This window comes from Brevibacterium sp. HMSC063G07 (assembly GCF_001810665.1).
Classification (GTDB): Bacteria; Actinomycetota; Actinomycetes; order Actinomycetales; family Brevibacteriaceae; genus Brevibacterium.
Genome location: NZ_KV802360.1, coordinates 44,927 through 67,685 on the forward strand (window position 1 = coordinate 44,927; position 22,759 = coordinate 67,685).

19 protein-coding genes are annotated in these 22,759 nt (G+C 63.5%); 4 read left to right on the top strand and 15 right to left on the bottom strand.

Annotated elements, in window-relative coordinates:
- Position 1: 1 nt before the first annotated feature.
- Positions 2-985: a histone acetyltransferase gene (locus HMPREF2757_RS06695; RefSeq protein ID WP_070574531.1), complete on the bottom strand. Its 984-nt coding sequence runs from the start codon at positions 983-985 to the stop codon at positions 2-4.
- 165 nt (positions 986-1,150) lie between these two features.
- Here HMPREF2757_RS06695 and HMPREF2757_RS06700 point away from each other — a divergent pair, with 165 nt between their 5' ends.
- Positions 1,151-1,978 carry a purine-nucleoside phosphorylase gene (locus tag HMPREF2757_RS06700; RefSeq protein ID WP_070574533.1) on the top strand — a complete coding sequence of 276 codons (828 nt, stop codon included), beginning with the start codon at positions 1,151-1,153 and terminating at the stop codon, positions 1,976-1,978.
- A gap of 3 nt (positions 1,979-1,981) precedes the next feature.
- Positions 1,982-3,802, top strand: a complete 1,821-nt coding sequence (locus HMPREF2757_RS06705) for a phospho-sugar mutase (RefSeq protein ID WP_070574535.1) — start codon at positions 1,982-1,984, stop codon at positions 3,800-3,802.
- A 170-nt stretch (positions 3,803-3,972) separates the two neighbouring features.
- On the opposite strand, the gene deoC is transcribed toward HMPREF2757_RS06705, so the two are convergent.
- From deoC to HMPREF2757_RS06740, 7 genes are all read right to left on the bottom strand, one after another.
- Positions 3,973-4,647, bottom strand: a complete 675-nt coding sequence (deoC, locus tag HMPREF2757_RS06710) for a deoxyribose-phosphate aldolase (protein ID WP_070574537.1) — start codon at positions 4,645-4,647, stop codon at positions 3,973-3,975.
- Between the two features lie 14 nt (positions 4,648-4,661).
- Positions 4,662-5,963, bottom strand: coding sequence for a thymidine phosphorylase (locus tag HMPREF2757_RS06715; protein ID WP_070574539.1), 1,302 nt, complete (start codon positions 5,961-5,963; stop codon positions 4,662-4,664).
- A gap of 12 nt (positions 5,964-5,975) precedes the next feature.
- Positions 5,976-6,401 carry a cytidine deaminase gene (locus HMPREF2757_RS06720; RefSeq protein ID WP_070575290.1) on the bottom strand — a complete coding sequence of 142 codons (426 nt, stop codon included), beginning with the start codon at positions 6,399-6,401 and terminating at the stop codon, positions 5,976-5,978.
- 65 nt (positions 6,402-6,466) lie between these two features.
- On the bottom strand, positions 6,467-7,741 hold the full coding sequence (locus tag HMPREF2757_RS06725) for an ABC transporter permease (RefSeq protein WP_070574541.1): 1,275 nt from the start codon (positions 7,739-7,741) through the stop codon (positions 6,467-6,469).
- Positions 7,738-9,069 (bottom strand): ABC transporter permease, encoded by a 1,332-nt coding sequence (locus HMPREF2757_RS06730; protein WP_070574543.1) that lies wholly within the window; start codon positions 9,067-9,069, stop codon positions 7,738-7,740. The genes HMPREF2757_RS06725 and HMPREF2757_RS06730 overlap by 4 nt, the downstream gene beginning before the upstream one ends.
- A complete protein-coding gene (locus HMPREF2757_RS06735; RefSeq protein WP_070574545.1) occupies positions 9,066-10,640 on the bottom strand; it encodes an ABC transporter ATP-binding protein in 1,575 nt (524 codons plus the stop codon). Before HMPREF2757_RS06735 ends, HMPREF2757_RS06730 begins: the two co-directional genes overlap by 4 nt.
- A 126-nt stretch (positions 10,641-10,766) precedes the next feature.
- Positions 10,767-11,849: a BMP family lipoprotein gene (locus HMPREF2757_RS06740; protein ID WP_070574547.1), complete on the bottom strand. Its 1,083-nt coding sequence runs from the start codon at positions 11,847-11,849 to the stop codon at positions 10,767-10,769.
- 382 nt (positions 11,850-12,231) lie between these two features.
- Between HMPREF2757_RS06740 and HMPREF2757_RS06745 the strand changes: the two genes are divergently transcribed.
- Positions 12,232-12,762 (top strand): MarR family winged helix-turn-helix transcriptional regulator, encoded by a 531-nt coding sequence (locus HMPREF2757_RS06745; protein ID WP_070574549.1) that lies wholly within the window; start codon positions 12,232-12,234, stop codon positions 12,760-12,762.
- A 41-nt stretch (positions 12,763-12,803) separates the two neighbouring features.
- Here the strand turns inward: HMPREF2757_RS06745 and HMPREF2757_RS06750 are convergent, their stop codons facing one another.
- From HMPREF2757_RS06750 to rsmA, 6 genes are all read right to left on the bottom strand, one after another.
- Entirely contained in the window at positions 12,804-14,852 is a 2,049-nt protein-coding gene (locus HMPREF2757_RS06750) for an MMPL family transporter (protein WP_070574551.1), read from the bottom strand.
- Positions 14,853-14,962: 110 nt separating this feature from the next.
- The gene (locus tag HMPREF2757_RS06755; RefSeq protein ID WP_070574553.1) at positions 14,963-16,771 is read right to left on the bottom strand and encodes an ABC-F family ATP-binding cassette domain-containing protein; all 1,809 of its coding nucleotides are present in this window, start codon (positions 16,769-16,771) and stop codon (positions 14,963-14,965) included.
- Positions 16,772-16,835: 64 nt separating this feature from the next.
- Positions 16,836-17,150, bottom strand: a complete 315-nt coding sequence (locus tag HMPREF2757_RS06760) for a DMT family transporter (RefSeq protein WP_070574554.1) — start codon at positions 17,148-17,150, stop codon at positions 16,836-16,838.
- The gene (locus tag HMPREF2757_RS06765; protein WP_070574556.1) at positions 17,147-17,815 is read right to left on the bottom strand and encodes a DMT family transporter; all 669 of its coding nucleotides are present in this window, start codon (positions 17,813-17,815) and stop codon (positions 17,147-17,149) included. Before HMPREF2757_RS06765 ends, HMPREF2757_RS06760 begins: the two co-directional genes overlap by 4 nt.
- On the bottom strand, positions 17,805-18,713 hold the full coding sequence (locus HMPREF2757_RS06770; protein WP_070574558.1) for a 4-(cytidine 5'-diphospho)-2-C-methyl-D-erythritol kinase: 909 nt from the start codon (positions 18,711-18,713) through the stop codon (positions 17,805-17,807). The genes HMPREF2757_RS06765 and HMPREF2757_RS06770 overlap by 11 nt, the downstream gene beginning before the upstream one ends.
- A gap of 82 nt (positions 18,714-18,795) precedes the next feature.
- Positions 18,796-19,653: a 16S rRNA (adenine(1518)-N(6)/adenine(1519)-N(6))-dimethyltransferase RsmA gene (rsmA, locus tag HMPREF2757_RS06775; protein ID WP_070574560.1), complete on the bottom strand. Its 858-nt coding sequence runs from the start codon at positions 19,651-19,653 to the stop codon at positions 18,796-18,798.
- 19 nt (positions 19,654-19,672) lie between these two features.
- Between rsmA and HMPREF2757_RS06780 the strand changes: the two genes are divergently transcribed.
- A complete protein-coding gene (locus HMPREF2757_RS06780; protein WP_070574562.1) occupies positions 19,673-20,890 on the top strand; it encodes a class I SAM-dependent methyltransferase in 1,218 nt (405 codons plus the stop codon).
- Positions 20,891-21,084: 194 nt separating this feature from the next.
- On the opposite strand, the gene HMPREF2757_RS06785 is transcribed toward HMPREF2757_RS06780, so the two are convergent.
- The gene (locus HMPREF2757_RS06785; protein WP_070574564.1) at positions 21,085-22,722 is read right to left on the bottom strand and encodes a glycoside hydrolase family 3 protein; all 1,638 of its coding nucleotides are present in this window, start codon (positions 22,720-22,722) and stop codon (positions 21,085-21,087) included.
- Positions 22,723-22,759 lie beyond the last annotated feature (37 nt).

Below are 22,759 nucleotides of genomic sequence, written 5' to 3' on the forward strand. Positions count from 1 at the left end.
CTCAGCTGGTGGCAACCGTGTCGTATTCGTAGAGCACGCGTGCTTTGCCGGCCTCCACCAGGCCGTCAATGAGCGTTGAGAGCACCGGCATTTCGTCTGTTACCTCAACCACAACAGGGGTGTCCGTCGACAGACGGGCAATGAGCGCGCCCGTGTCCTCAAGTGCGGCCTGGAACTCAGGAGTATCAGCCGATTCCGCCTGGTGCACAGCGCCGTCGCCCTCAGCCCCGGCCGCATCAGCGTCGGACACCGCGCCGCCGGGCACAGCCCCGTCGTACACGGAGCCGACGGTCAGCTCGGTCGCACCGTCCTCACCGTCGTCAATCGCGGGGAACGACACTGCGAAAGCCGTGATCTGACCATCACGTCGCATAAGCGCCGCCCCGTGCGCACCGGTTGCCTCAGACAGGAAACGCTGATTGACCTGGCCAATCGTCATCTCGGCCGGACGGTCAGCGCGATTAACGCCCGCATACCAACTGCCGAACGCCTGGGTGAGCGCAACAGAACCGGTCGCAGTCACCTCGAAGTCCTCCAACCGGTCAGCACCCAAACCACCCAGCCCGGCAGCCTCAATGCGGACCACCCGGGTGCAAAACAGCGGCGAAAAGCCCCACGCGGCAGCAGCCTGCGCTCCCGCCGTGCCCGGCTCCACCCGAGCACGCAGCGGCAGCCCCTCCAGATCCGTGCCGACAACAGCCTCGCGTGCAGCAGTCAGCAGAGCCGAACCGACACCTCGTCGTTCATCAGTTGAGGCAACCTCAACGTGCACCCACGCACGCTTGGGGTGCGCCGGCGACTGCGCCACAGCGGCGGCACCGACCAGCACATCATCAGCCACCTGGGCGACAACGGCCCGGCTGACAGGAGCATCAGCATCCGCCCGAAACAGCGAACGAGCCATGTGAGCGGCAGGATTCTGCGGATCGCCGAGGATCGTGTTGAGCTTGAGATCGTCACCGTCGACAAAAGGGCGGATATGCATACAAAGTCCTTCCAGGGCAACTGACCCCACTATTTTAGGCCCGCCCACACCAGCACCCAGAGGCGGCAGTTGTGCCCAGAAGAGCTGTGTCCCACTCTGCCCGGCGCAAGGGCATTCCGCTACCGTTATGACATGACTTCGAATACCTCGCCCACTAAGGCGCAGATGACGGACAATCCCATGAAAGCGGCCGAAGAAGCCGCAGCGGTCATCAACTCGGCAGCCGGTGTCGACAAACACGACATCGCCCTGGTTCTCGGCTCCGGCTGGGGCAGCGCAGCGGACCTGCTGGGCGACACGATCGCCGAAACCCCGGCGGCAGAAGTCCCCGGATTCCATGCCTCGGTCGTTGCCGGCCACGGCGGCACCCTCCGGTCCATCCGCCTGAAGAACAGCGACAAAATCGCCCTCGTGCTCGGTGCGCGCACCCACTACTACGAAGGCCGCGGCGTACGCGCAGTCGCCCACGGAGTCCGCACCGCAGCGGCCGCCGGGGCAGACAAACTAGTCCTGACCAACGGCTGCGGCTCAACCTCGGAAGAGTTCGCACCCGGCACCCCGGTCATCATCAGCGACCACCTCAACCTCACCGCCATCAGCCCGCTCGAAGGTGCGAACTTCGTTGACCTGACCGACCTCTACTCACCGCGCCTTCGCGAGGTTCTGCGCAGTGTGGACCCTGAACTCAAAGACGGCGTCTACGCCCAGTTCCCCGGACCGCACTACGAAACCCCGGCGGAAGTGCGCATGGCCCGCACCCTCGGCGCAGACCTCGTCGGCATGTCCACCGCGCTCGAAGCAATCGCAGCACGGGCCGCCGGATTGGAAGTTGTCGGCATTTCACTGGTGACCAACCTCGGCGCCGGAGTATCCGCCACTGCCCTGTCCCACGCCGAAGTCATCGAAGCCGGCCAGGCCGCAGGACCGCGCATCTCTGCTCTGCTGGCCGAAGCCGTCAGCACCATGGCCGAACTGCCCCGACAGGAGCGCTGACCCATGATCGCCGATCGCTTCACAAATGGCTTCGACCCCGAAATCGTCAAAGCTTGGATCGCTGACGACCCCGACCCCGTCACGGCCGCAGCCCTCCAGAAGCAGCTGGACGCGGCCACCGGCGAACCTGGCGAAGCTGCAGACCGCGCAATCGCCGACATCACGGAAGGCTTTCAGGGTCTTCTGCAGTTCGGAACGGCCGGTCTGCGCGGCGAAATCGGGCCAGGCCCCAGCCGCATGAACGCAGCCGTCGTCACCCGTGCAGCCGCAGGACTCGCAGCAGCTCTGCGCGATGTTGTCGGTGAGGGCTTCACCGTCGCCATCGGCTGCGATGCTCGCCACGGCTCCGCCGATTTCGCCCGCGTCACCGCCGCCGTCGTCACCCAGGCCGGTGGCCACGCCATGCTCTTGCCCGCACAGCTGCCCACGCCCCTTCTGGCCTTCGCCGTCAAACATCTGGGAACTGACGCCGGAGTGATGGTCACAGCCAGCCACAACCCGCCCCAAGACAACGGCTACAAGGTCTACCTTGGCGAGCGGCCCCTCGTCGGTTCGGCTCGTGCAGCCGCGGCTGCTGACGGGCGCGAACTCACAGATGCCGAACTCGAAACCATTGCGGCCGGTGCAGGCGCGCAGATCGTTGAGCCCTTTGACGCATTCATTGCCGGCAAAATCGCCGAGGTTCCGTCTGTCGGCAGCATGACCCTGCCGGACACCGGGTGGACCGAACTGGGCGACGAGGTGCTCGATGCCTACACCGAGCGGCTTGCTGAATTCAGTGACATGGCCGGTGCCCGCCAGAGCGCACCGCTGACGATTGTCTACACTGCCATGCACGGCGTGGGCGGTCAGACCGCGCTGCGTGTTCTTTCCCAGGCCGGCTTCACGGATGTTCACGTGGTCGATCAGCAGCACCAGCCCGACCCCGACTTCCCCACCGTCACCTTCCCCAACCCGGAAGAGCCCGGTGCGCTCGAGCTCGCCTTTGCCAAAGCGCGGGAGGTCGGCGCGGATCTCATCATTGCGAATGACCCGGATGCCGACCGCGTATCGGCCGCTGTGCCGGATCCGCGGGACGAAAGCGGCTACCGTCAGCTCTCCGGTGACGAGGTGGGGCTTCTGCTTGCCGAATTCATGGCCGGAACCGTGCGAGCCCGCCAGGCTGTGGGCGAGACATGCGTCATGGCGAACTCGATCGTGTCCTCGACCGCTGTTGCCCATTTAGCGGCCAACCGAGGCATTGCGCACCGGCAGACGCTGACCGGCTTCAAATGGATCACCCGCGTACCCGGTCTGGTGTACGGCTACGAGGAAGCACTCGGCTACTGCGTCGACCCCGAAGCTGTGCGCGATAAGGACGGCATAAGCGCTGCCGTTGTCTTCGCCGGTCTCGTCTCCAAACTCAAAAGCGTTGGACTCAGTGTTGAAGACCAGCTGGATGACATTCGTCAGCGCGACGGTGTCTTCCTCACCGCGCCACTGACATTCCGCTTTGACGACGTGGAGAAGATCACCGCGGCAGTTGACTCGCTGCGCAGCACCCCTCCTGCCGAACTCGCGGGGCGGGACGTCGTCGAAGTCATCGACCTGGCTGCTGGAAGCGATGAGCTGCCGCCCACCAACGGCATCAAACTGCGTCTGGCAGGCGGTGACAGGATCATCATCCGCCCGTCGGGCACAGAGCCGAAGCTCAAGTGCTACCTGGAAACGGTCGCACCGGCTGACGGCTTCGACACCCCCGAGGACGTGCGCACCGCAGTTGCCGAATGTCGCCAGCGTCTATCGGCGCTCTCAGCCGCACTCGGCACATACCTGGGGCTGTAAAAGCTCACGCTGGCAGACCACCAACTCAGCCAAGACACACAGCCGCCGAACCTCGACACACCGCAAAAGAACAAATCCACCCGTTAGCCGTGCGGCTAGCGGGTGGATTTGCTGCTATCGGGAGTTTTCCGGCTGACGAGTGTTTTCCGGCTAGAGCCGAACCCAGAACCTCAGTCTTCGAAGCCGTCGAGAACCGCAGCGGAACCGGAAAGGCCCAAACGCGATGCTCCGGCTTCAATCATTTCGCGGGCAGCTTCAGCCGAGCGGATACCGCCGGAGGCCTTAACACCCAGAGCGTCGCCGACGGTCTTGCGCATGATGGCAACAGCGTGAGCCGAAGCCCCACCAGCCGGGTGGAAGCCGGTGGAGGTCTTCACAAAGTGAGCACCGGCGCGCACCGAGGCTTCGCACGCGGCGACGATTTCGTCGTCTTCGAGCGCTGCGGATTCGATGATGACCTTGACCAGGGCATCGTGCCCGGCCTTCTTCGCGGCATCTGCAACGGCTTCGACAACGCCGCGGATGTCAGCTTCGACGTCATCCCACAGTCCGGCCTTGGCGGCACCGATGTTGATGACCATGTCGACTTCCTGAGCACCCTGTTCAACAGCCAGTGCCGCCTCGGCAGCCTTGATCTGGGGGGCGACAGCACCGGAGGGGAACCCGCAGACGGTTGCGATCACAAGGTTGCCCGTGTCTTTCAGCGGCAGAGCCGACGGCGACACGCACACTGCGAGCACGCCGAGCTTCTTGGCTTCCTCAACGAGAGCGGCGAAGTCTTCCGGGGTGGATTCGGGCTTGAGCAGCGTGTGGTCGATCATCGCTGCGACATCGGTCTTCTTCATAATGCTCCTTGAGTTCACTTGATGTGTTCGAAGATGACCGAGGTGGATTCGGCAGCCGCTGTCGCTTCCGAGCTTCCTGCCGGGGCGATCACAGCTGCCCCCTCGAGGCTTTCGAGGGCTCGGTCGAAGCGCTGGGCTTCATCTGTGTACAGGGTCATGAGCGGGGCACCGGCTTCAACAGTCTCGCCGGGCTTGGCGTGCAGGCGAATGCCCGCACCGGCCTGTACGGCGTCGCCCGGACGGGCGCGGCCTGCGCCCAGTCGCCACGATGCCTGGCCCACAGAAAGCGCGTCAAGACCGGTGAGAACACCGGATTCAGGGGCCGTGACAACGTGGTTCTCGCGGCCCATCGGCAGTTTCGCGTCAGGGTCACCGCCCTGTGCGCTGATCATCTGACGCCACTTGTCCATGGCGCGTCCGTCCTTGAGTGCCGCGGCGACATCGACGTCTGTCTTGCCGACGAGTGCCAGCATTTCCTGCGCCAGAGCGACGGTGAGTTCGACGACGTCGGCCGGGCCGCCGCCGGCGAGCACCTCGACGCTTTCCTCAACTTCGATCGCATTGCCCACAGCCAGGCCCAGCGGGGTGGACATGTCGGTGATGAACGCGGATGTTGCGGTGCCTGCGGCTTTACCGAGTTCAACCATGGTGCGGGCAAGCTCCTCGGCCTTCTGCCGGTCTTTCATAAACGCGCCGGAGCCGGTTTTGACGTCCAGCACGAGAGCTTCTGTGCCCTCGGCGATCTTCTTCGACATGATCGATGAGGCGATCAGCGGAATCGTGTCGACGATCCCGGTGATGTCGCGCAGCGCGTACAGCTTCTTGTCTGCAGGTGCCAGCCCTTCTGTGGTTTCGCAGATGATGGCGCCGACCTCGTCAAGCTGTCGCACAATGCCCTCGGTGGAGATCGCTCCGTGCCAGCCGGGGATCGCTTCGAGTTTGTCGAGCGTGCCCCCGGTGTGGCCGAGTCCGCGGCCGGACAGCTGCGGTACGGCGACGTCGAACACTGCGACAAGCGGTGCCAGCGGCAACGTGATCTTATCGCCCACACCGCCGGTGGAGTGCTTGTCCGTGGTCGGCACCGACAGGCTGGAGAAGTCCAGGGTTTCACCGGACTTGATCATCGCCTGCGTCCAGCGCGTGATTTCGCGCGACTCCATGCCGTTGAGGAAGATCGCCATGCCGAGAGCAGACATCTGCTCATCGGCAATGACGCCGCGGGTGTAGGCGTCGATTGTCCAGTCGATCTGCTCGTCGGTCAGGGAATTGCCGTCGCGCTTGGCGATGATGATGTCAACGGCGTCAAACTTTTCCACGTCACACACTCCTCATGGTTGCGGTTGGGTGGTCTGCTGTTTCAGGTGGTCGGGCCCGAACGCTTCGGGCAGCACGGTAGACAGCGGCTGGATGCCGCTGGGCATGTCCAGCAGGAGGTCAGGTCCGCCGAATTCGTAGAGCAGCTGGCGGCATCGCCCACACGGGACAAGCTTGCTGCCCTGGCCGTCGCTGCAGCTGAAGGCGACGAGCTTGCCTCCCCCGGTTGCCGCCAGCTGCGATACGAGTCCGCACTCGGCGCACAGGCCGAGCCCGTAGGAGGCGTTCTCGACGTTGCATCCGGTGATCACCCGGCCGTCGTCCACGAGCGCTGCCACCCCGACCGGGTAGCCGGAGTACGGCGCGTAGGCTCGCCGCATGGCTTGGCGGGCCTGTTTTCGCAGGTCCTCCCACACGCGCTCGTCCACGCTGCCCGGCATGCTGTCGGCCTGTCGGCTGTCGCTCTTTTCTGACGAGGCGCCGCTTGGCTGATCGGGCATGTGCATCACTGCTTGGAGTAGGGTACGCCTTCGGCCGCCGGTGCGCGCACTTTGCCCACGAATCCGGCGACGGCGAAGATCGTGACGATGTACGGCAGCATGAGCAGCAGGTCCGGCGGGATCGGCGAGCCAATGGCCGAAAGCGAATTGCCGAGGTTCTTCGCGAACCCGAACAGCAGCGCAGCCATGAGCGCGCCGCGGGGGTTCCATTTGCCGAGGATCATGGCGGCCAGGGCAATGTATCCCTGTCCGGCTGTCATTTCCTTGCCGAAGGCAAGACCCGAACCGACGGTGAAGAACGCTCCGCCCAGACCGGCAATTGCACCGGCCATGATGGTGTTGAGCACGCGGCCGCGGTTGACGTTGATGCCGACGGTGTCAGCTGCCCGCGGGTGTTCGCCGATTGCGCGCAGGCGCAGGCCCCACTTGGAGTTGAACAGCGCAATCTGCAGAACCGCCACGAGGATGTACATGAGGTACACGAGGATGTTCTGGTTGAACAGCACCGGTCCGATGATCGGAATGTCCGACAGGACCGGCACGGGCAGTGCCGGAAGGCGCATGGAGCGGTTCCACTGTTCGGGGTTGTCCGACAGGACGGTTGAGAAGAAGAAGCTGGTCAGACCAATCACGAGGACGTTGAGGACGACACCGATGATGATCTGGTCGACCCAGTAGCGCACCGCGAAGAACACGAGGACAATCGCCACGAGCACGCCGCCGATGGGTGCGGCGACAAGGCCCGCGTAGGGGCTGCCCACGAGCGAGGCGACGACTGCGGCAACAAAAGCACCGGCCAGCAGCTGGCCTTCAATTGCGATGTTGATGATGCCCGCGCGTTCGCCCACCAGACCGCACATTGCGCCGAAGATCAGCGGAACCGACAGTGCAAGAGCACCGGCGAGCAGAGCGGTTGCGGGGATGACGCCTGATCCGGCGCCGGACCACGCGAGGAACGCAATGACGAACAGCACGCCGACGGCCACGGGAAGCCAGTTGCCGATTGTGATGCGCTTGAGCTGACCCCAGAAGGACAGTCCCGCAAGCACTGCCAGCAGCAGTCCCATCACAATGCCGGTGGTTTTGGCATCGACGGTGATGTTCGGAATGTGGAAGAAGTCGCCCTGCTGGCCCAGCTGGAAGGTTGCGTTTCGACCGCCTTCGGCGGCCAGGCCGAAGGCCGCCAGTGCGATGAAGGCGAGGACGCCGTAGACAACCGGGAACTTCCAGTCCCTCGGTGCGAGCTTCTGGGCGCTGTGAACGCTGGTCTGTGTGCTCATCGTTCCTCCCCGCCGTTAGCAGCGGCTGCGGTCGTCGGTGCGGCGTCTGCCGCTTCTGTGCTTTCGGCTTTCGCGCCGGTCGAGTCTGCTGTTTCATCACCTGTCGAGGTGCCGGTCGACTTCACGTCTTCACGGCGCTTTTCGATGGGCTCCGGCAGGCGGAAGATTGCCCTGACCAGCGGGGGTGCCGCAATCAGGAGCACGATGATCGACTGCACGACGAGCACGATGTCAATCGGCGTGCCGGTTTGGGCCTGCATGAGGTAGCCGCCGGCTTTGAAACCGCCGAACAGAATCCCGGCGAAGAACACTCCGATCGGGCGCGAACGGCCCAGAAGAGCCACCGTGATGGCGTCGAAGCCGATCGTTCCGGCGATGCCGCCGCCGACGTTGCCCTCTGTGGCGAGCACCTGGTTGGCGCCGCCGGCACCTGCCAGCGCACCCGCTACCGCCATGACGACGATCGTCACCTTCGACACGGAAATGCCGGCGGTGCGCGCCGCGGCCGGGTTCTGTCCGACCATGCGCATTTCGAATCCGATGGTGGATCGCTCAAGCAGCCACCAGATGATCGCGGTGGCCAGTATGGCGATCACAAAGCCGATGTGCAGGCGGAACGGGTCCGGCAGGATCTTGAAGAAGTGCGCGGTCGAGTCAATATTGGCCGTCAGCGGGATCGAACCGGACTTGTGCTTGTACCACTCCTGTTTGAGCAGATAGGCCATGAGGTACAGCGCGATCGAGTTGAGCATGATCGTCACGATCACTTCGTTCGCACCGGTCTTGGCTTTCAGCACACCGGCAATCGAAGCCCAGATGGCGCCTGCGAGCATACCGCCGAGAAGTGCCACGAGCATGTGGAGGACAGCCGGCAGGTGCAGCGCGTAGCCGAGGTATCCGCCGATGACGGCTCCGAGGATGACCTGGCCCTGACCGCCGATGTTGAACAGACCCGAGCGGAAGGCCAGCGCGATGCCCAGTGCGGTGAGGATCAGCGGGGTTCCCGACACCAGCGATTCGGTCAGCGGGCGCACAGAGCGCACAAAGGAATTCGCGTTCCAGTCGAACACGGCACCCCGGAAGAGAGCCGAGTAGGCTTCGAGAACCGAGTGGAAAGCGTAGTAGAAGAAGTCGCCCGGCCGGGCGAAGATGTAGCCTGCGGCCCGCTGGACGTCGGCGTCGGCCAGGATGATGAGCACGGCTCCTGCGACGAGCGCAATGACGATCGCCAGAACCGACACCAGCCAGCTGCCCGACAGCAGTCCGCGGATGATGCTCTGGCGCGCACTGCCTCGATCAGCGCTGGCGGCAGTGGTCTTCTGATTCATACGATGTCCTCCTGGGCTGCCTGGCTGACCTCTGTCACGGCCGAACCGTCGGCAACGCGGGCGTTGGCTTCTTCTTCGGGCACACCGGCCATCATGAGGCCCAGAACGTCACGCGATGTGCCGCCGGGCACGGTGCCGATGATCTGTCCGCGGTACATCACGGCGATCCTGTCGGCAAGGTTGAGCACTTCGTCGAGTTCTGTTGAGACGATAAGGCACGGAGTTCCGCTGTCACGCTCTTCGATGATCCGCTTGTGGACGAACTCGATGGATCCGACGTCCAGGCCGCGGGTGGGCTGACTGGCCACGAGCAGACGCAGATCGCGTCCCATTTCGCGCGACAGAACAACTTTCTGCTGGTTGCCGCCCGAAAGCGTGGAGATTTGGTCCTGCACTGATCCGCAGCGGATGTCGAACTGCTCGACCTTTTCCAATGCGGCTGAGCGGATGGCCGACGGATTCAGCGCCAGTCCGTTGGCGTAGGGCTTCTGGTCGTACCAGTCGAGGATCATGTTCTCTTCAATCGAGAACCCTGCCACGATCCCGTCTGTTGAGCGGTCCTCGGGGACGAACCCGATGCCCTTGTTGAGTCTGGCCTTAATCGACGAGGCTTCGAGGTTCACGCCGTCAAGTTCGATCGTTCCGGCAGCCGGGGCCTCCAGACCGATGATCGCTTCGGCAAGTTCTGTCTGGCCATTGCCGTCAACGCCTGCGATCGCAAGGATTTCGCCCCGGCGCACGTCGAGGGACACCTGGTTGAGCGCCGGCAGGTTGTTCTTGTCGAGCACCGTCAGATCTGTGACCTTGAGTGCGACATCGCCGGGTTCGGCGGGCGTCTTGTCAGACTTGAGGTTGACTTCGCGGCCGACCATGGCCGAGGCGAGTTCCGCCTCTGAAGACTCCGGGCTGACTTCGCCGACGACCTTGCCGCGGCGGATGACCGTGATGGAGTCTGCAACGGCGCGGACTTCGCGCAGTTTGTGGGTGATGAACACGATCGATGTGCCGCGCTCTTTGAGCTGGCGCATGATTTCGATGAGTTCGTCTGTTTCGTGCGGGGTGAGCACCGCGGTCGGTTCGTCGAGGATCAGCACCTGAGCATCACGCGACAGGGCTTTGATGATCTCGACGCGCTGCTGCACACCGACGGGAAGGTCTTCAATGTAGGCATCGGGGTCGATGTCGAAGCCGAAGCGGGCTGAGATCTCCTTGACTTTCTCCCGAGCCTGCTTGAGATCCAAAAGGCCGAGCGATTTGGTGGGCTCATAGCCCAGGGCCACAGATTCTGCGACCGTGAACACGGGAATGAGCATGAAGTGCTGGTGCACCATGCCGATGCCTGCCGCAACAGCGTCACCCGGACCCGAAAAAGACACGGGTTCGTCGTCAATGAGGATACGGCCGGCGGTGGGCTCATACAGTCCGTAGAGAACGTTCATGAGAGTTGATTTTCCTGCACCGTTCTCCCCCAGGAGCGCATGGATTTCGCCTGGTTCGACGACGAGGTCAATCGAATCGTTTGCGGTGAATTCACCGAACTTCTTCGTGATTCCCTCGAGGGTGAGTTTCACTGATTACTCCTCAATACATGTGGACAGGCGCGGTCCCGGCAGGAAGATTCTAACTGCATGAGGACAGTCGCTCTTCCATGCCGGGACCGGCGTCTCGTTTCAGAGACCTGCGCGTTCAGCGCGGGGTCACTTAGGAGCGTTCTCGGTTTCGACCTTGGTCTTGCCGTCGATGATCTCCTGCTTGATCTTTTCGACGCCGTCCTTGACGTCGTCGGAGACCTTGTCTTCGAAATCGTGGAACGGAGCGATCGACACGCCTTCGTTCTTCAGATCGCCGATGTAGGGCTCACCGGTGAAGTTGTCTTCCGAAGCTTCCTTGGCGCTGTCGTAGACGGCGTTGGACATCTCCTTGAGCACCGAGGTCAGCATGAGGTCGCCGTACTCGGTGGTTTCGTAGCCGTCAGCGTCAACCCACACGAGCGAAACATCGCCGTGCTTCTTAGCCGATTCAGCCGCACCGAGGCCCACCGGCCCTGCAACGGGCATCACGATGTCAGCACCCTGCGAAATGAACTGGTCTGTCAGAGCCTGACCCTGACCCTGGTCGGAGAAGTTTCCGACGAAGGAGCCCTTCTGCTTGGCTTTGTCCCAGCCGAGCAGTTCGACCTTGCCGTCGTGGTCCTTGTTGTAGCGGTCCACACCGTCGGCAAAGCCGTCCATGAAGATAGACACGGACGGAATCTGCATGCCGCCGAAGGTGGCGACTTTGCCGCTCTTGGTGGTGCCTGCGGCAACGTAGCCTGCAAGGTATGCGGCTTCAGCGGTGTTGAACACCAGCGGCTTGGCGTTGTCGTACTCGACGGTTTCGCCGTTTTCGTCAGAGAAGTAGGAGTCGACGAGCGCGTATTCGATGTCGCTGTTCTGCTTGGCGGACTTGCCGAGTTCAGCGGCGAGGTTGAAGCCCACGCCGTAGATGATGCTGCAGCCGTTCTGCACCATGGTGTCGACGTTCTGCGAGTAGTCCGACTTGTCCTTGGATTCGGCGACTGCCTCCTGCAGGCCGAAGTCCTTCACGGCGCGGTCGAAGCCGTCCTTTGACGACTGGTTGAACGACTTGTCATCCCAACCGCCTTCGTCAGAGATGATGCAGGCCTTGAAGTCAGACTTCTTGGCATCGGCGCCGCCCTCCGGGGCTTCACCGCAGGCGGAAAGAGCGAGAGCTGCGGTCGCAAAGACGGCGACGGCAGGAGCGAGAAACTTGCGCTTCACAGTCACTTCCTTAGAAAGACGCACCGAATGGGAGGACCGTCGAGACTGTGGGTGCCTATGAGCACAGCTGTCTGAACAGCCCGCGCGCAGTGCGTGCAGTGATATTACGACTCCAAGAATACTGGAAGAACACCCAGGATTTCATGAGGGGGATCACAGAGCCCTGCCCGCCGTGTTCGCTTCGGTCCGCTTGCCCAGAATGGCGGGCATCGCAGGCTTCGCGCTCGCGTGAACTTAGACACGTCCGCGTCTCGTATTTCGGAGCCTGATTCCCTGCAGTCTCGGCGTTCGCGTTGCCCCTGTCCATAAATGGGGCTGCTTGATCCCAAAGCGCGGACATCGCCAGAGGCGCGGTCGGATTTTCCCAATTAGGATGAACGCCATGCTTCCGGATTCCCTTAACCGCCTGTTCGACACCGCTGGCAAACAGCATTTTCCGTCGGACACTGAATTCAACGCGGAGCTTGCGCGCTTGGTCCATGCCAATATGGCGCAGACCAACCTCATTCGCACCGCGCAAGCACACTTCGCCCGCCGTCACGGTCTCAATCTTGTCGATTTCACCGTCCTGACTGAGATCGTCTACGCGACAGACCAGCACACGACCATCACCCCCGGCTACATCAGCGAACGCGTGGCCCTGTCGGCTTCTACCCTGACCTCTATTCTTGAGCGTCTGGTCTCCCGCGGCCTGCTGGTGCGCGAACGCGACATGACGGACAAGCGCCGGATCGCCGTCAACTACACGGCGGACGCCGCGGAGCTCATCACGAACTTCTACGGCGCAGTCGGCAAGATCTACGCCGCGGCCTTTGCAGACAGGCGAAAAGCGGCAAAGGCTCTCGACATGGCAGAGCAGCTCGAAGACGCCAACCGGTCCCTCTACGAATCTCTGCGCGACCGCATCCTCTGACACTCCGCCAACTCGCACTGCGCCCAGCAGGCACCTCGTAATCATCCGTGCGGGGTTTGGAGCCTGCTGGGCCACCACACCCTGTCGCCGATCAGGGTGAACACGGCCGGCACGATGACAGTGCGCACCAGAAGGGTGTCGATGAGCACGCCGATTCCCACAATCAGGCCCAGCTGCCCCAGGGTCACCAGCGGCAGCACACCCAAGGCGGCGAAGACGGCGGCGAGCACAATGCCCGCGCTCGCAATGACCCCGCCGGTGTGGGTGACGGCTTCGATCATGCCTTCGGCGGTTCCGCGCAGACCGGCCTCGCGGCGGGCCCTGTGAACCAAGAAGATCGTGTAGTCAATGCCGAGGGCCACAAGGAACAGGAACGCCAGAAGCGGAACCTGCAGATCCAGCGCTTCGCTTCCCAACATCAGGCGGCTGAGAACCCAGCCTGCACCAATCGCGGCAAGCGAACTGGCCGCATTGATCGCCAGCAGAACAACCGGGGCAACAGCCGAACGAGCAACGAAGATGAGCACGATGAGCGTCACCCCGAGAATCAGGGGGACGATCAGCGCGAAGTCCTGTGCATTGCCCGCGCGCGCATCGACATCCGCTGCGACCTGCCCGCCGACCAGAGCATCCGCACCGTTTATCGCACCGACGGCGTCGCGCAGCTCATCGATCTGCGCCAGACTCTTGTCCGTGCTCGGGCTGTAGTCGCTTGTCACCATGATCTTCGACAGACCGTCGTGCGTGTCTACTTCACCGGCACGGACAACGCCTTCGCGGTCTTCCACCGCCGCCACGACGTCATCAGCCTTGTCTTCGTTCGCGACGATGAGGATCGGCTGGGCCTCACCGGGAGGGAAATGCTGCGACAGGGTTTCCAGACCGGCTGCCGACTCCGACTGCACCCGGAACCGATCAAGCTGGTCAAGGCCGACCTTCACACCGAACAGCCCCGATGCCATAACGGCCAGCGCGGCGATGCCCGCACCTGCTGACACAAGAGGCCGGCGGGCAACGGAAGTCGCCACACGATGCCACACCCCACCCCGGCCCGCAGCGGCACCGCAGCGCGGAATCGAGGGCCAGAAGGCGCCTCGTCCGACTATCGCGAGCATCGGAGTCAGCACAAGAAGAACAGCAGCCAGTGCGGTCAGCAGGCCGATAGCCGAAGTGACGCCCAGGCCGTGCGTACCGGGAATGACGGCCAGCACGAGTGTCAGCAGAGACAGCACAACCGTGAGATTTGAGGCGACAATCGCACCGACCGTGTGCCGCCACGCAGCCGCAAGCGCCGCCCGGTGGTCGGCCTGGCGCAGCAGTTCCTCGCGGTAGCGCGAAATGAGCAGAAGCGCATAGTTGGTGCCCGCGCCGAATACGAGCACGCTGATGATTCCGGCATCGAACTGCAGATTCCACGCTTGGCCAGCCGCTGCTGTCAGGCGGCCCGCGAGACCATCAGCCAGGCCGACGGCGAGCAGCGGCACCAGCCACAGAATCGGCGAGCGGTAGGTGACGATCAGCAGGACGGCGACAATCGCGATCGTCACCGCCAGCAGAGTGAAGTCCGCCCCGTCAAACGCGGCGGCGACGTCCGCACCGAAGGCAGGCCCGCCCGTGACCTCCAGCTTCAGATCGGCCGGGCCGTGCTCAGCGACGGCCTCGCGCAGCTCGCCGATAACTTCGGCATTGGCGGTGTTGGATTCGCCCGCCTGGATAGGGGCGAGGACGACCGCGGCGCGACCGTCCTCACTGAGAATAGGCTCGGATGCCTCACCGAGCGATGCTGACGCGGTTCTGCTCAGCGCCTCAGCGAGGTCTTTCAGTTCGGTCTTCTGGCCGTCTGTGATCTTTTCGCCGTCACGCGCGGTGGCGACGATCAGCACGGACTGTTCGTCCGCGCCGGGAAATTCGTCCAGCAGCGCCTGCGCCCTTTGTGATTCGGATGCGGCCGGGGCCTGTTCGCTGGCTTCGGGCGCTTTCGCCGAACCGAAAACTCCGAACAGCACCCCCATCACCACAAGGCCGATGATGAGTGTGAACCATGACCCCCGCTTGGAGGTGATTCTGTCTGCAAAACCGTGTCGTTCCATGTTTCCAGTTCACCGAAAACACGGGGTGATCCCATCGGTTCTTCGGCTGAACCGGAGTCATACTTTCGGACGACACCGCACTGGGGGCGGGGTCGTGGCCGCTGGCGCAGTCAGCTGTCTTCGAGCAGATCAGACAGTTCGAGCCAGCGCTCTTCGAGCTGTTCGGCTTCTTCGCGGTGTCCCCGCAGTTCTTCGCCGAGGGCCTGCAGCCCCTCGAAGTCGGTCTGGTCGTGTTCGCCGAGCCGTTCGAGAACCTTCTCGATTTCGCCGTTGACCCGGTCGAGCCTGCGTTCGATCGCGCCGACCTCTTTGCGCTTGGCGTGCCTTTCGGCGCCGGTCAGTCCGCTGTCAGCAGAGGATGCCGAGGTTCCGCTGTCTTGGTTCCGGGCACCTCGGCTGCTGCTGTCGGCACCGTCAAGTTCAGCGGCGAGTTTCAGGTATTCGTCGATTCCGCCGGGCACGTGGCGCAGCGTGCCGTCGAGAATTGCGTACTGCTGGTCGGTGACGCGCTCAATGAGGTAGCGGTCGTGGGATACGACGATGAGTGTCCCCGGCCAGGAGTCCATGAGGTCTTCCATGGCGGCGAGCATGTCAGCGTCAACGTCGTTGGTCGGTTCGTCCAACAGGATGACATTGGGTTCATCCAGCAGCAGCAACAGCAGCTGAAGGCGCTTCTTCTGCCCGCCGGAGAGGTCTTCGACATAGGCCGAGAGATGTTCGCGCTGAAAGCCCAGCCGTTCCAGAAGCTGCGCCGGGGTGTGGTCTTTGCCGTCGATTTCAAAGCTCGTTTTGGTGCGGGCGAGAACTTCGCGCACACGGTCGCGGCCGATGTCGGCAAGCTGGGAAAACTGCTGGTCGAGCACCCCCAGTTTGACGGTCTTGCCGCGTTTGATCCGCCCGTCGGTCGGCTGCAGGCTGCCGGCGATCAGCCCCAGCAGCGTCGATTTTCCCGACCCGTTGCGGCCGAGGATTCCGGTGCGCTCACCGGGGGCGATCCGCCACGTGACACCCGTGAGCACATAGCCGTCCGGGTAGGCAAAGGCCACATCTTCGAGATCGACGACGTCTTTGCCCAGGCGCGACACCGCCAGCCGTTTGAGTTCAAGCGAGTCGCGTACCGGCGGAACATCGGCAATGAGCTGATTGGCCGCTTCCACGCGGAACTTCGGCTTGGATGTGCGGGCGGGGGCGCCTCGGCGCAGCCAGGCGAGCTCTTTGCGCATGAGGTTTTGGCGCTTGGCCTCTGCTGCCGCGGCCAGGCGGTCGCGTTCGACTCTCTGCAGGACATAGGCCGCGTATCCGCCCTCAAACTGGTCGACCGTGCCGTCGTGAACTTCCCACGTGTCGGTGCTGACCTCGTCGAGGAACCACCTGTCGTGGGTGACGACCAAGAGTCCCCCCGTGTTTTTGGGCCAGCGCTTGTTCAGGTGGCCGGCCAGCCAGGCAATGCCCTCAACATCCAGATGGTTGGTCGGTTCGTCGAGTGCGAGCACATCCCAGTCGTCCACCAGCAGGGCGGCGAGTGCCACGCGCCTGCGCTGCCCGCCTGAAAGTGCGGAAATCTGGCGGTCCCAGTCGAGATCGCCCACAAGACCCGCAATGATGTCGCGGATCCGAGCGTCGGAAGCCCATTCGTATTCGGGGCGGTTACCGACAATTGCGATGCCGACGGTGTCATCGGGGTTGAGGCTGTCAGTCTGGGTGAGAACTCCCACGCGCAGCCCACCGCGCTGGGTCACGCGGCCAGAATCGGGCTCCATCTGCCCGGTCAGCAGTGCCATCAGCGTCGATTTGCCGTCGCCGTTGCGGCCGACGATGCCGATCCTGTCGCCTTCGTGGACACCGATGGTGAGCGAATCGAAGACGGTCTTCGTGGGATAGTCCAGCGAAATGTCTTCGGCTCCGATCAGATGTGCCACGGTGCGTCCTTCCTGCAGTCAGTCGGCTGAGGCTCTTCAGCCGCCGTCTCAGTCTATTGGTCGTTCACGCGCCCAGCTCCACCAGGAGCACACCGGTGCAGATGAGCGCAATGCCGGCACCCATTGCCAGGGTCAGAGGCTCCTTGAAGATCAGAGCTGCGAGCACAGCTGTGGCGGCCACGCCGATGGCCGACCACAGTCCGTAGCCAACAGACAGGGGCATGCCCGCGGCAAGTGCGAGCGAAAGGAAGAAGAACGCCCCCGCGTAGCCGATGCCGACTGGGATGTACCAGCGTTTGCGCCCGAAAGCAGCTAAGCGCAGGAACATTGTGGCGGCGATTTCGGTGACGATCGCAAGGCCGAGGAAAACCCAGGTCACTGTGAGTCCTCCCGCTTGTCTTCGGAAGGGTCACCGGCGGGAGCAGAACTGTCAGCCTCCAGCAGGTCCGCCCATTCTTCGTACTCAGCGGACATCGTGAGCTCGTCAGCGTCGACTGCCGGCCCCAGAGCCGCCGGGAGGGATTCGGTGACCGGTCCCACCTCGGCTGGGTAGACCGTCGTATCCCAGAACGTGCCGTCGTCTTCGACCTCAAGCTCAGCCGATTCGGCCAGGAACTCCTGAGCTCGGCGCTTGAGCGCCCGACCCGAAGCGACCTCAACGACAACCACGCCGATGGCGATCAGCCCAATCCCCACCCACGAAATCAGGCTGAGCTCTTCGCTGAAGAACGCAGAAGAAGCCGCAGCTGTCAGCGCAACACCAGCGGCTCCCCAGATTCCATAGGCGATGCCCAAGCCAAGGCCCCTGCGCAGAGCCTTCGACAAGCACATGAAGGCGGCACCGTATCCGGTGACGACTGCCGCATAGAGAACCGGCACCTCGAGAGCGGCTTTAAGACTGAGAGTGGCGAGCACTTCGGCAATGATGGCGCTGCCCAGCCACAGTGTCGCGGTTTTCTTGACTTCCGCAGGAACGGCAGCCTGGTGAGCTGCGATGTGCTGCTCTTCGAAGAGGGCTCCGGGGCGGTGGTCCTCAGTCCTCAACGAGGTGAGCTCCCGGGGCGGGTCCCGTTGTGCGCACGACATTGCGCACAGACGTGCTGGCTTCGAGAATGACAGCGAGGTCAAGGGCGTGAGTGGCATCTTCGGCGAGGAAGGCAACAGTCGGCCCGGAACCGGACACGAGCCCTCCGAGGGCTTCAGCTTCACGTCCGGTTCTCAGCACCTCGCGCAGTTGGGGCAGCATGTCGCAGGCGGCGGCTTCGAGATCGTTGTGCAGAGCATCAGCCAACCGGTGCGGGTCACCGGCGACAAACGCTGCAACAGCCTCCCCAGCATCGACCGTCGGGCCCGGTGCGCGGCCCTCGGCTCGCATCTGGTCCAGCCGACCGTAGACCAGCGGTGTTGACAGTTCGCTCGCCGATGTTGCCAGCACCCAGTGAAACTGCGCATCAGACATGACGGTGGCGAGCTCATCGCCGCGGCCGGTGCCGATAGCCGTCCCGCCCAGGAGCGCAAAGGGCACGTCCGCCCCGAGTGCTGCCGCGGTGTCATGAAGCAGCTGCGGATCGTCCAGGCCGATGCGCGCCGCATACGCGACCAGCGCTGCTGCGGCATCGGCAGAACCGCCTCCCATTCCACCTGCGACCGGCACGTTCTTGTCGATTGCGATGTCAACCGCAATGTGAGTGTCCGTCGCCCGGGCGAGCGCGTTCACAGCTTTTCGAGCCAAGTTCCGCTCGTCACAGGGAATGGATGACGATGCGTAGGGGCCAGCCACCGTCACCTTCGGGTTGGCGGGGTCGTCAGCTTCTGTCAGTGCGATGGTTTCGCGCACGTTGAGGGCGTGGAAGACGGTGACGAGGTCGTGATAGCCGTCATCGCCTGGTTCGCCGACGCCGAGCATGGCGTTGACTTTGCCGTGAGCGGTGGCCCGAATCATGTGGCTCCTCTGATTGTTTGGGTCCACACTATCGGCTGATGAGCGTTTCTCAGCGAAGCCGGGCTCTATCAGGTGTGCACGGTCAGGACTGTGCTTCTGCGCGGGCGAGCGCAATGAAATCCTCGATCGCGAGTGTTTCACCCCGCGCCTGCGGGCTGATGCCCGCAGCTTCGAGGATCTTCTGAGCGGGCTCTCCCCCGCCGAAAACACCGCTGAGGGCGGCACGCAGGGTTTTGCGGCGCTGCGCAAAGGCCGCGTCGATGAGTGCGAAGACTCGGCTGCGCTCAACCTCGTCGGCCCCCGGCAGCGGCTGTGCATGGCGGACGATTCGCACAAGCCCCGAACCGATGTTCGGGGCCGGCCAGAAGACGTTCTTCCCGATGTCAGAGCCTCGCGATACCGTTCCATACCACTGAGCTTTGAGGCTGGGCACTCCGTAGACTCTGCTGCCGGGACGGGCGGCAAGCCTGTCAGCAACTTCGGCCTGCACCATCACCAGCACATTTTCAATCGAGGGAAACTGGGCCAGAAAGTGCAGAAGCACCGGGACGGCCACGTTGTACGGCAGGTTCGCTGCGAGTGCCCGCGGCTGTCGCGGCAGTTCGGTCACGTGCAGGGCATCGCCGACCACCAGGTCGAACGCGGCGTCGGGACCGTGGAATTCCTCGATCGTGCGCGGCAGCCGGGAGGCCAAGAGCTCATCGAGTTCGACGGCGACAACCGGGTGACCAGCCTCCAGCAGACCCAGAGTGAGCGAACCCAAGCCGGGCCCCACCTCGGCAACGGTGATGCCGGGCGCCAACTGGGCTTCGGCAATAATCATGCGCACCGTGTTGGGGTCGATCACGAAGTTCTGGCCGCGCTGTTTGGTGGGGCGCAGTCGAAGTTCCGCAGCGATCTCGCGCACAGTGCGGGCGGTCAGGAGGGTAGTCACATTCATAGCCTATAGGCTCGAAGGCATGGACCCTCAGACTGCCGCTGCCCTGCTCGACCCTGATGTGCTGGCTGTTCTCGACTCAATCGAGTACAGCCCTTCTGCTGAAATGCAGATTCAGCAGCGACTGCGCAAACAAGGACTGTCACCGGATGTCGTGGCCGCCGTTATGACACAGGCGCAGCTGCGGATCGAGGCGCGTGCCAAATTCGGGCCGTTTGCCGATTCCATGCTGTTCACCCGCGACGGCCTGGGGCAGGCCACCCGCCTGCCGGTTGCGGCGATGCACGCCAAGCGCATCCACAGGGGCAAACCTCAGCTGATTGCCGATCTTGGCTGCGGGATCGGGGCTGATGCTCTTGCCTTCGCCGGTGTTGGCGCAGCTTCCGTGTACGCCTGCGATTCCGACGAGGTCACTGCCGCGCTCGCCGCCTACAACCTGCGGCCGTTTGACGCGATTGCCGAGCACGCCCGCGCGGAGGACTTCAACCTTGATCGGGCTGACGCCCTGTGGCTGGATCCTGCCCGGCGCAGCGGGAAGAACGCGGACGGTTCGGCATTCCGCCTATCGCACCCGGAGGCTTTTTCGCCGCGGCTGTCATGGGCTTTGGCCGCGGCCGAGCGTGTGCCCAGTGTCGGCATCAAGCTCGGCCCCGCTTTGAGTCACGGTCTCGTGCCTGCCGGTTGGGAGGCTCAGTGGACTTCGCACATGGGCGATGTTGTTGAGGTTGCGCTGTTTCGCGGTCACGCGCAGGAACGCGAGGGACGAGCGGCCCTCATCATGGGCGAAGAAGGATCGCTCACGGTAACGGAAGCCGATCTTCCCTCCGCCGAGGTGGAAGTCGCCTCCATCGGCGACTACCTGTTCGAACCGGACGGGGCGGTTATTCGGTCCGGCCTCATTCAAGCTCTCTGCGCCCCGCTGGGTGCCCACAGGATTCATGAGTCGATTGCGTACCTGTCCGGGGACCGCCCTGCCGAAGGGCCTGCCGCCCAGGCGGTTTCGCAGTACCGGGTGGAGGACATTCTGCCCACCGGAATCAGGTCCCTGCGCGGTGCGCTGACGCAGCGCGGAATCACCCAGGTGGTCGTCAAGAAGCGCGGCATGGACATTGATCCCGCTCAGGTTCAGCGCCAGCTGAAACTCGAACCGGCGGGCAAGGGCCAGCCGTCTGAATCTGCGGTCGTCATCTTCACCCGGGTGGGCGAACAGCGCTGCGCCATCCTCGCCCGCGAATGTTGAAGCGCGTGGCGAGCGCATTACCGCCCGGCTGCCCAGCCAACCTCGCGCGCAGACCGGCCTCCACCTCGTCAGGTCGGCGCCCGCCGCCCGGTTGCCCAGCCAGCTTCGCGCTGTAATGCAGGTTCACGCGTTAATGCGCTGCATATAAGGGTGAAAACGCATTACAGCGTGGATCCGCACCGACGGGCATCCGGCTAACCGCACTTGGGCGGTTTCAGACCCGAAACGGAGACCGGCAGCCGCGCGGAGGCTTCAAGTTTGCCTGCCAGATAGGCGGCGACGGCGTTCATGGCGTATTTGCTGTCGGCATAGGTCGCCAAAACCGTGTCGGCATTCCTCGCTGCGGGTGCGACATTCCACGGCCCGCCCATACCGACGACAACATCCGCTCCGCCGCCGGAAGAGCTGTCGGTCCCATCAACCAACCGCACGCGCGTACCCCCATCGGCCGTAATACCGTGTTTCTTCAGCGCCTTCTTCAGAGCCTCAGCAGCAGCTGACTGTCCGGAAATCGAAACGCTTTTCACCGGCTTCGCCGAACAGCTGCCAGCAAGAACCGTGAGAGATTCGCGTCCGACCTCGTTGAAGATCTCGTCCGCCGATTTCTTGTCAGCTTTGCCGTTTCCAGCACCTTCGTCCCCACCTTCAGCGCTGTCACCACCACCGTGCGCTCTCTGCTGCCACAGGCTCATGGCAACAACGCGCTGCGCTTTGGCCTGCATGTCTTCAGCCGACAGTTCGCCTGAGTCCATAGCCTTTTTCACAGCCCGCACTGCCGCGTCCAAATCAGGCGGCATGAGAGCAAGGTCCGCTCCGGCTTTCAGCGCCTCGACGGTTTCCTCACCGGCGGGAACACCCTTCGTAATGGCTCCCATATTGAGCCCGTCGGTCACCGCAACCCCTGAAAAGCCAAGGTCGTCCCGCAGTGCGTCATACACTTTCGGATTCAGCGAGGCAGGCTTGTCACCGGCCCCGGCAACCCGCATATGGCCCACCAGAACAGAGGACACACCGGCCTTGATCGCCGCTTCGAACGGCTGCCATTCGGTGTCGCTGTATTCTTCCAGCGTCTTCTTCGATTCGGGCAGGTCGATATGCGAGTCAACCGTCAGCTGCCCGTGGCCGGGAAAGTGCTTGGCGCTCGAGGCGATGCCCGCTTTCAGATATCCCGTCACGGCCGACTCAACAGCAGCCGAAACAGTCTTCTGACTGTCCCCGGCCGCGCGAACATTGACCGCCGGGTCTTTCTTCCCCAGGGTGACATCAGCCACCGGAGCCCAGTTGACCGTGAAGCCCAGATCGGCCAACTGCCCACCCTGCACGGTCATGGCCTGTTCCGTCAGCTCGGGCTCGCCGGCTGCACCGAAGGCCATGAGAGGAGGAAAGCTGTACGCAGCGGATTCGAGCCTGGCGACTGGGCCGCCTTCTTGGTCCACGCTCAGCTGCACGGGCCATGCGCGCTCACCCGCAGCTTTGCGCAGTGTTGCCGTGTAGTTCTTGACCTGCTCGGGCGTCGTGCCGTCGGGCAGGTTATAGCCCATGATGATGACACCGGACAGACTGTGCTTTTTGATCGTCTTCCCGGCCGCAGCGGGATCTGCACCGTCGTACGTGCCCATGATGGTTGCGCCGACCAGCTGGTCATCGCTCATGTTTTCGACGATCTTGCGGGCCTTGCGCAGATCGTCCTCGCTGACCCCTGACGAGGCGGAGGAGGGTTCTTCTGCAGTGCTCGGTCCCGCTGGGGTCGGTGTGGGCTGGTTCGGCCCCGAGCACCCTGCAAGAACCATGACGCCGGCGGTCAGTGCGGAGAGGAATCGAAACGCGCGCATCTGTGAGAGTGTAGTGGGAATGGCTGTTGTCCGTATG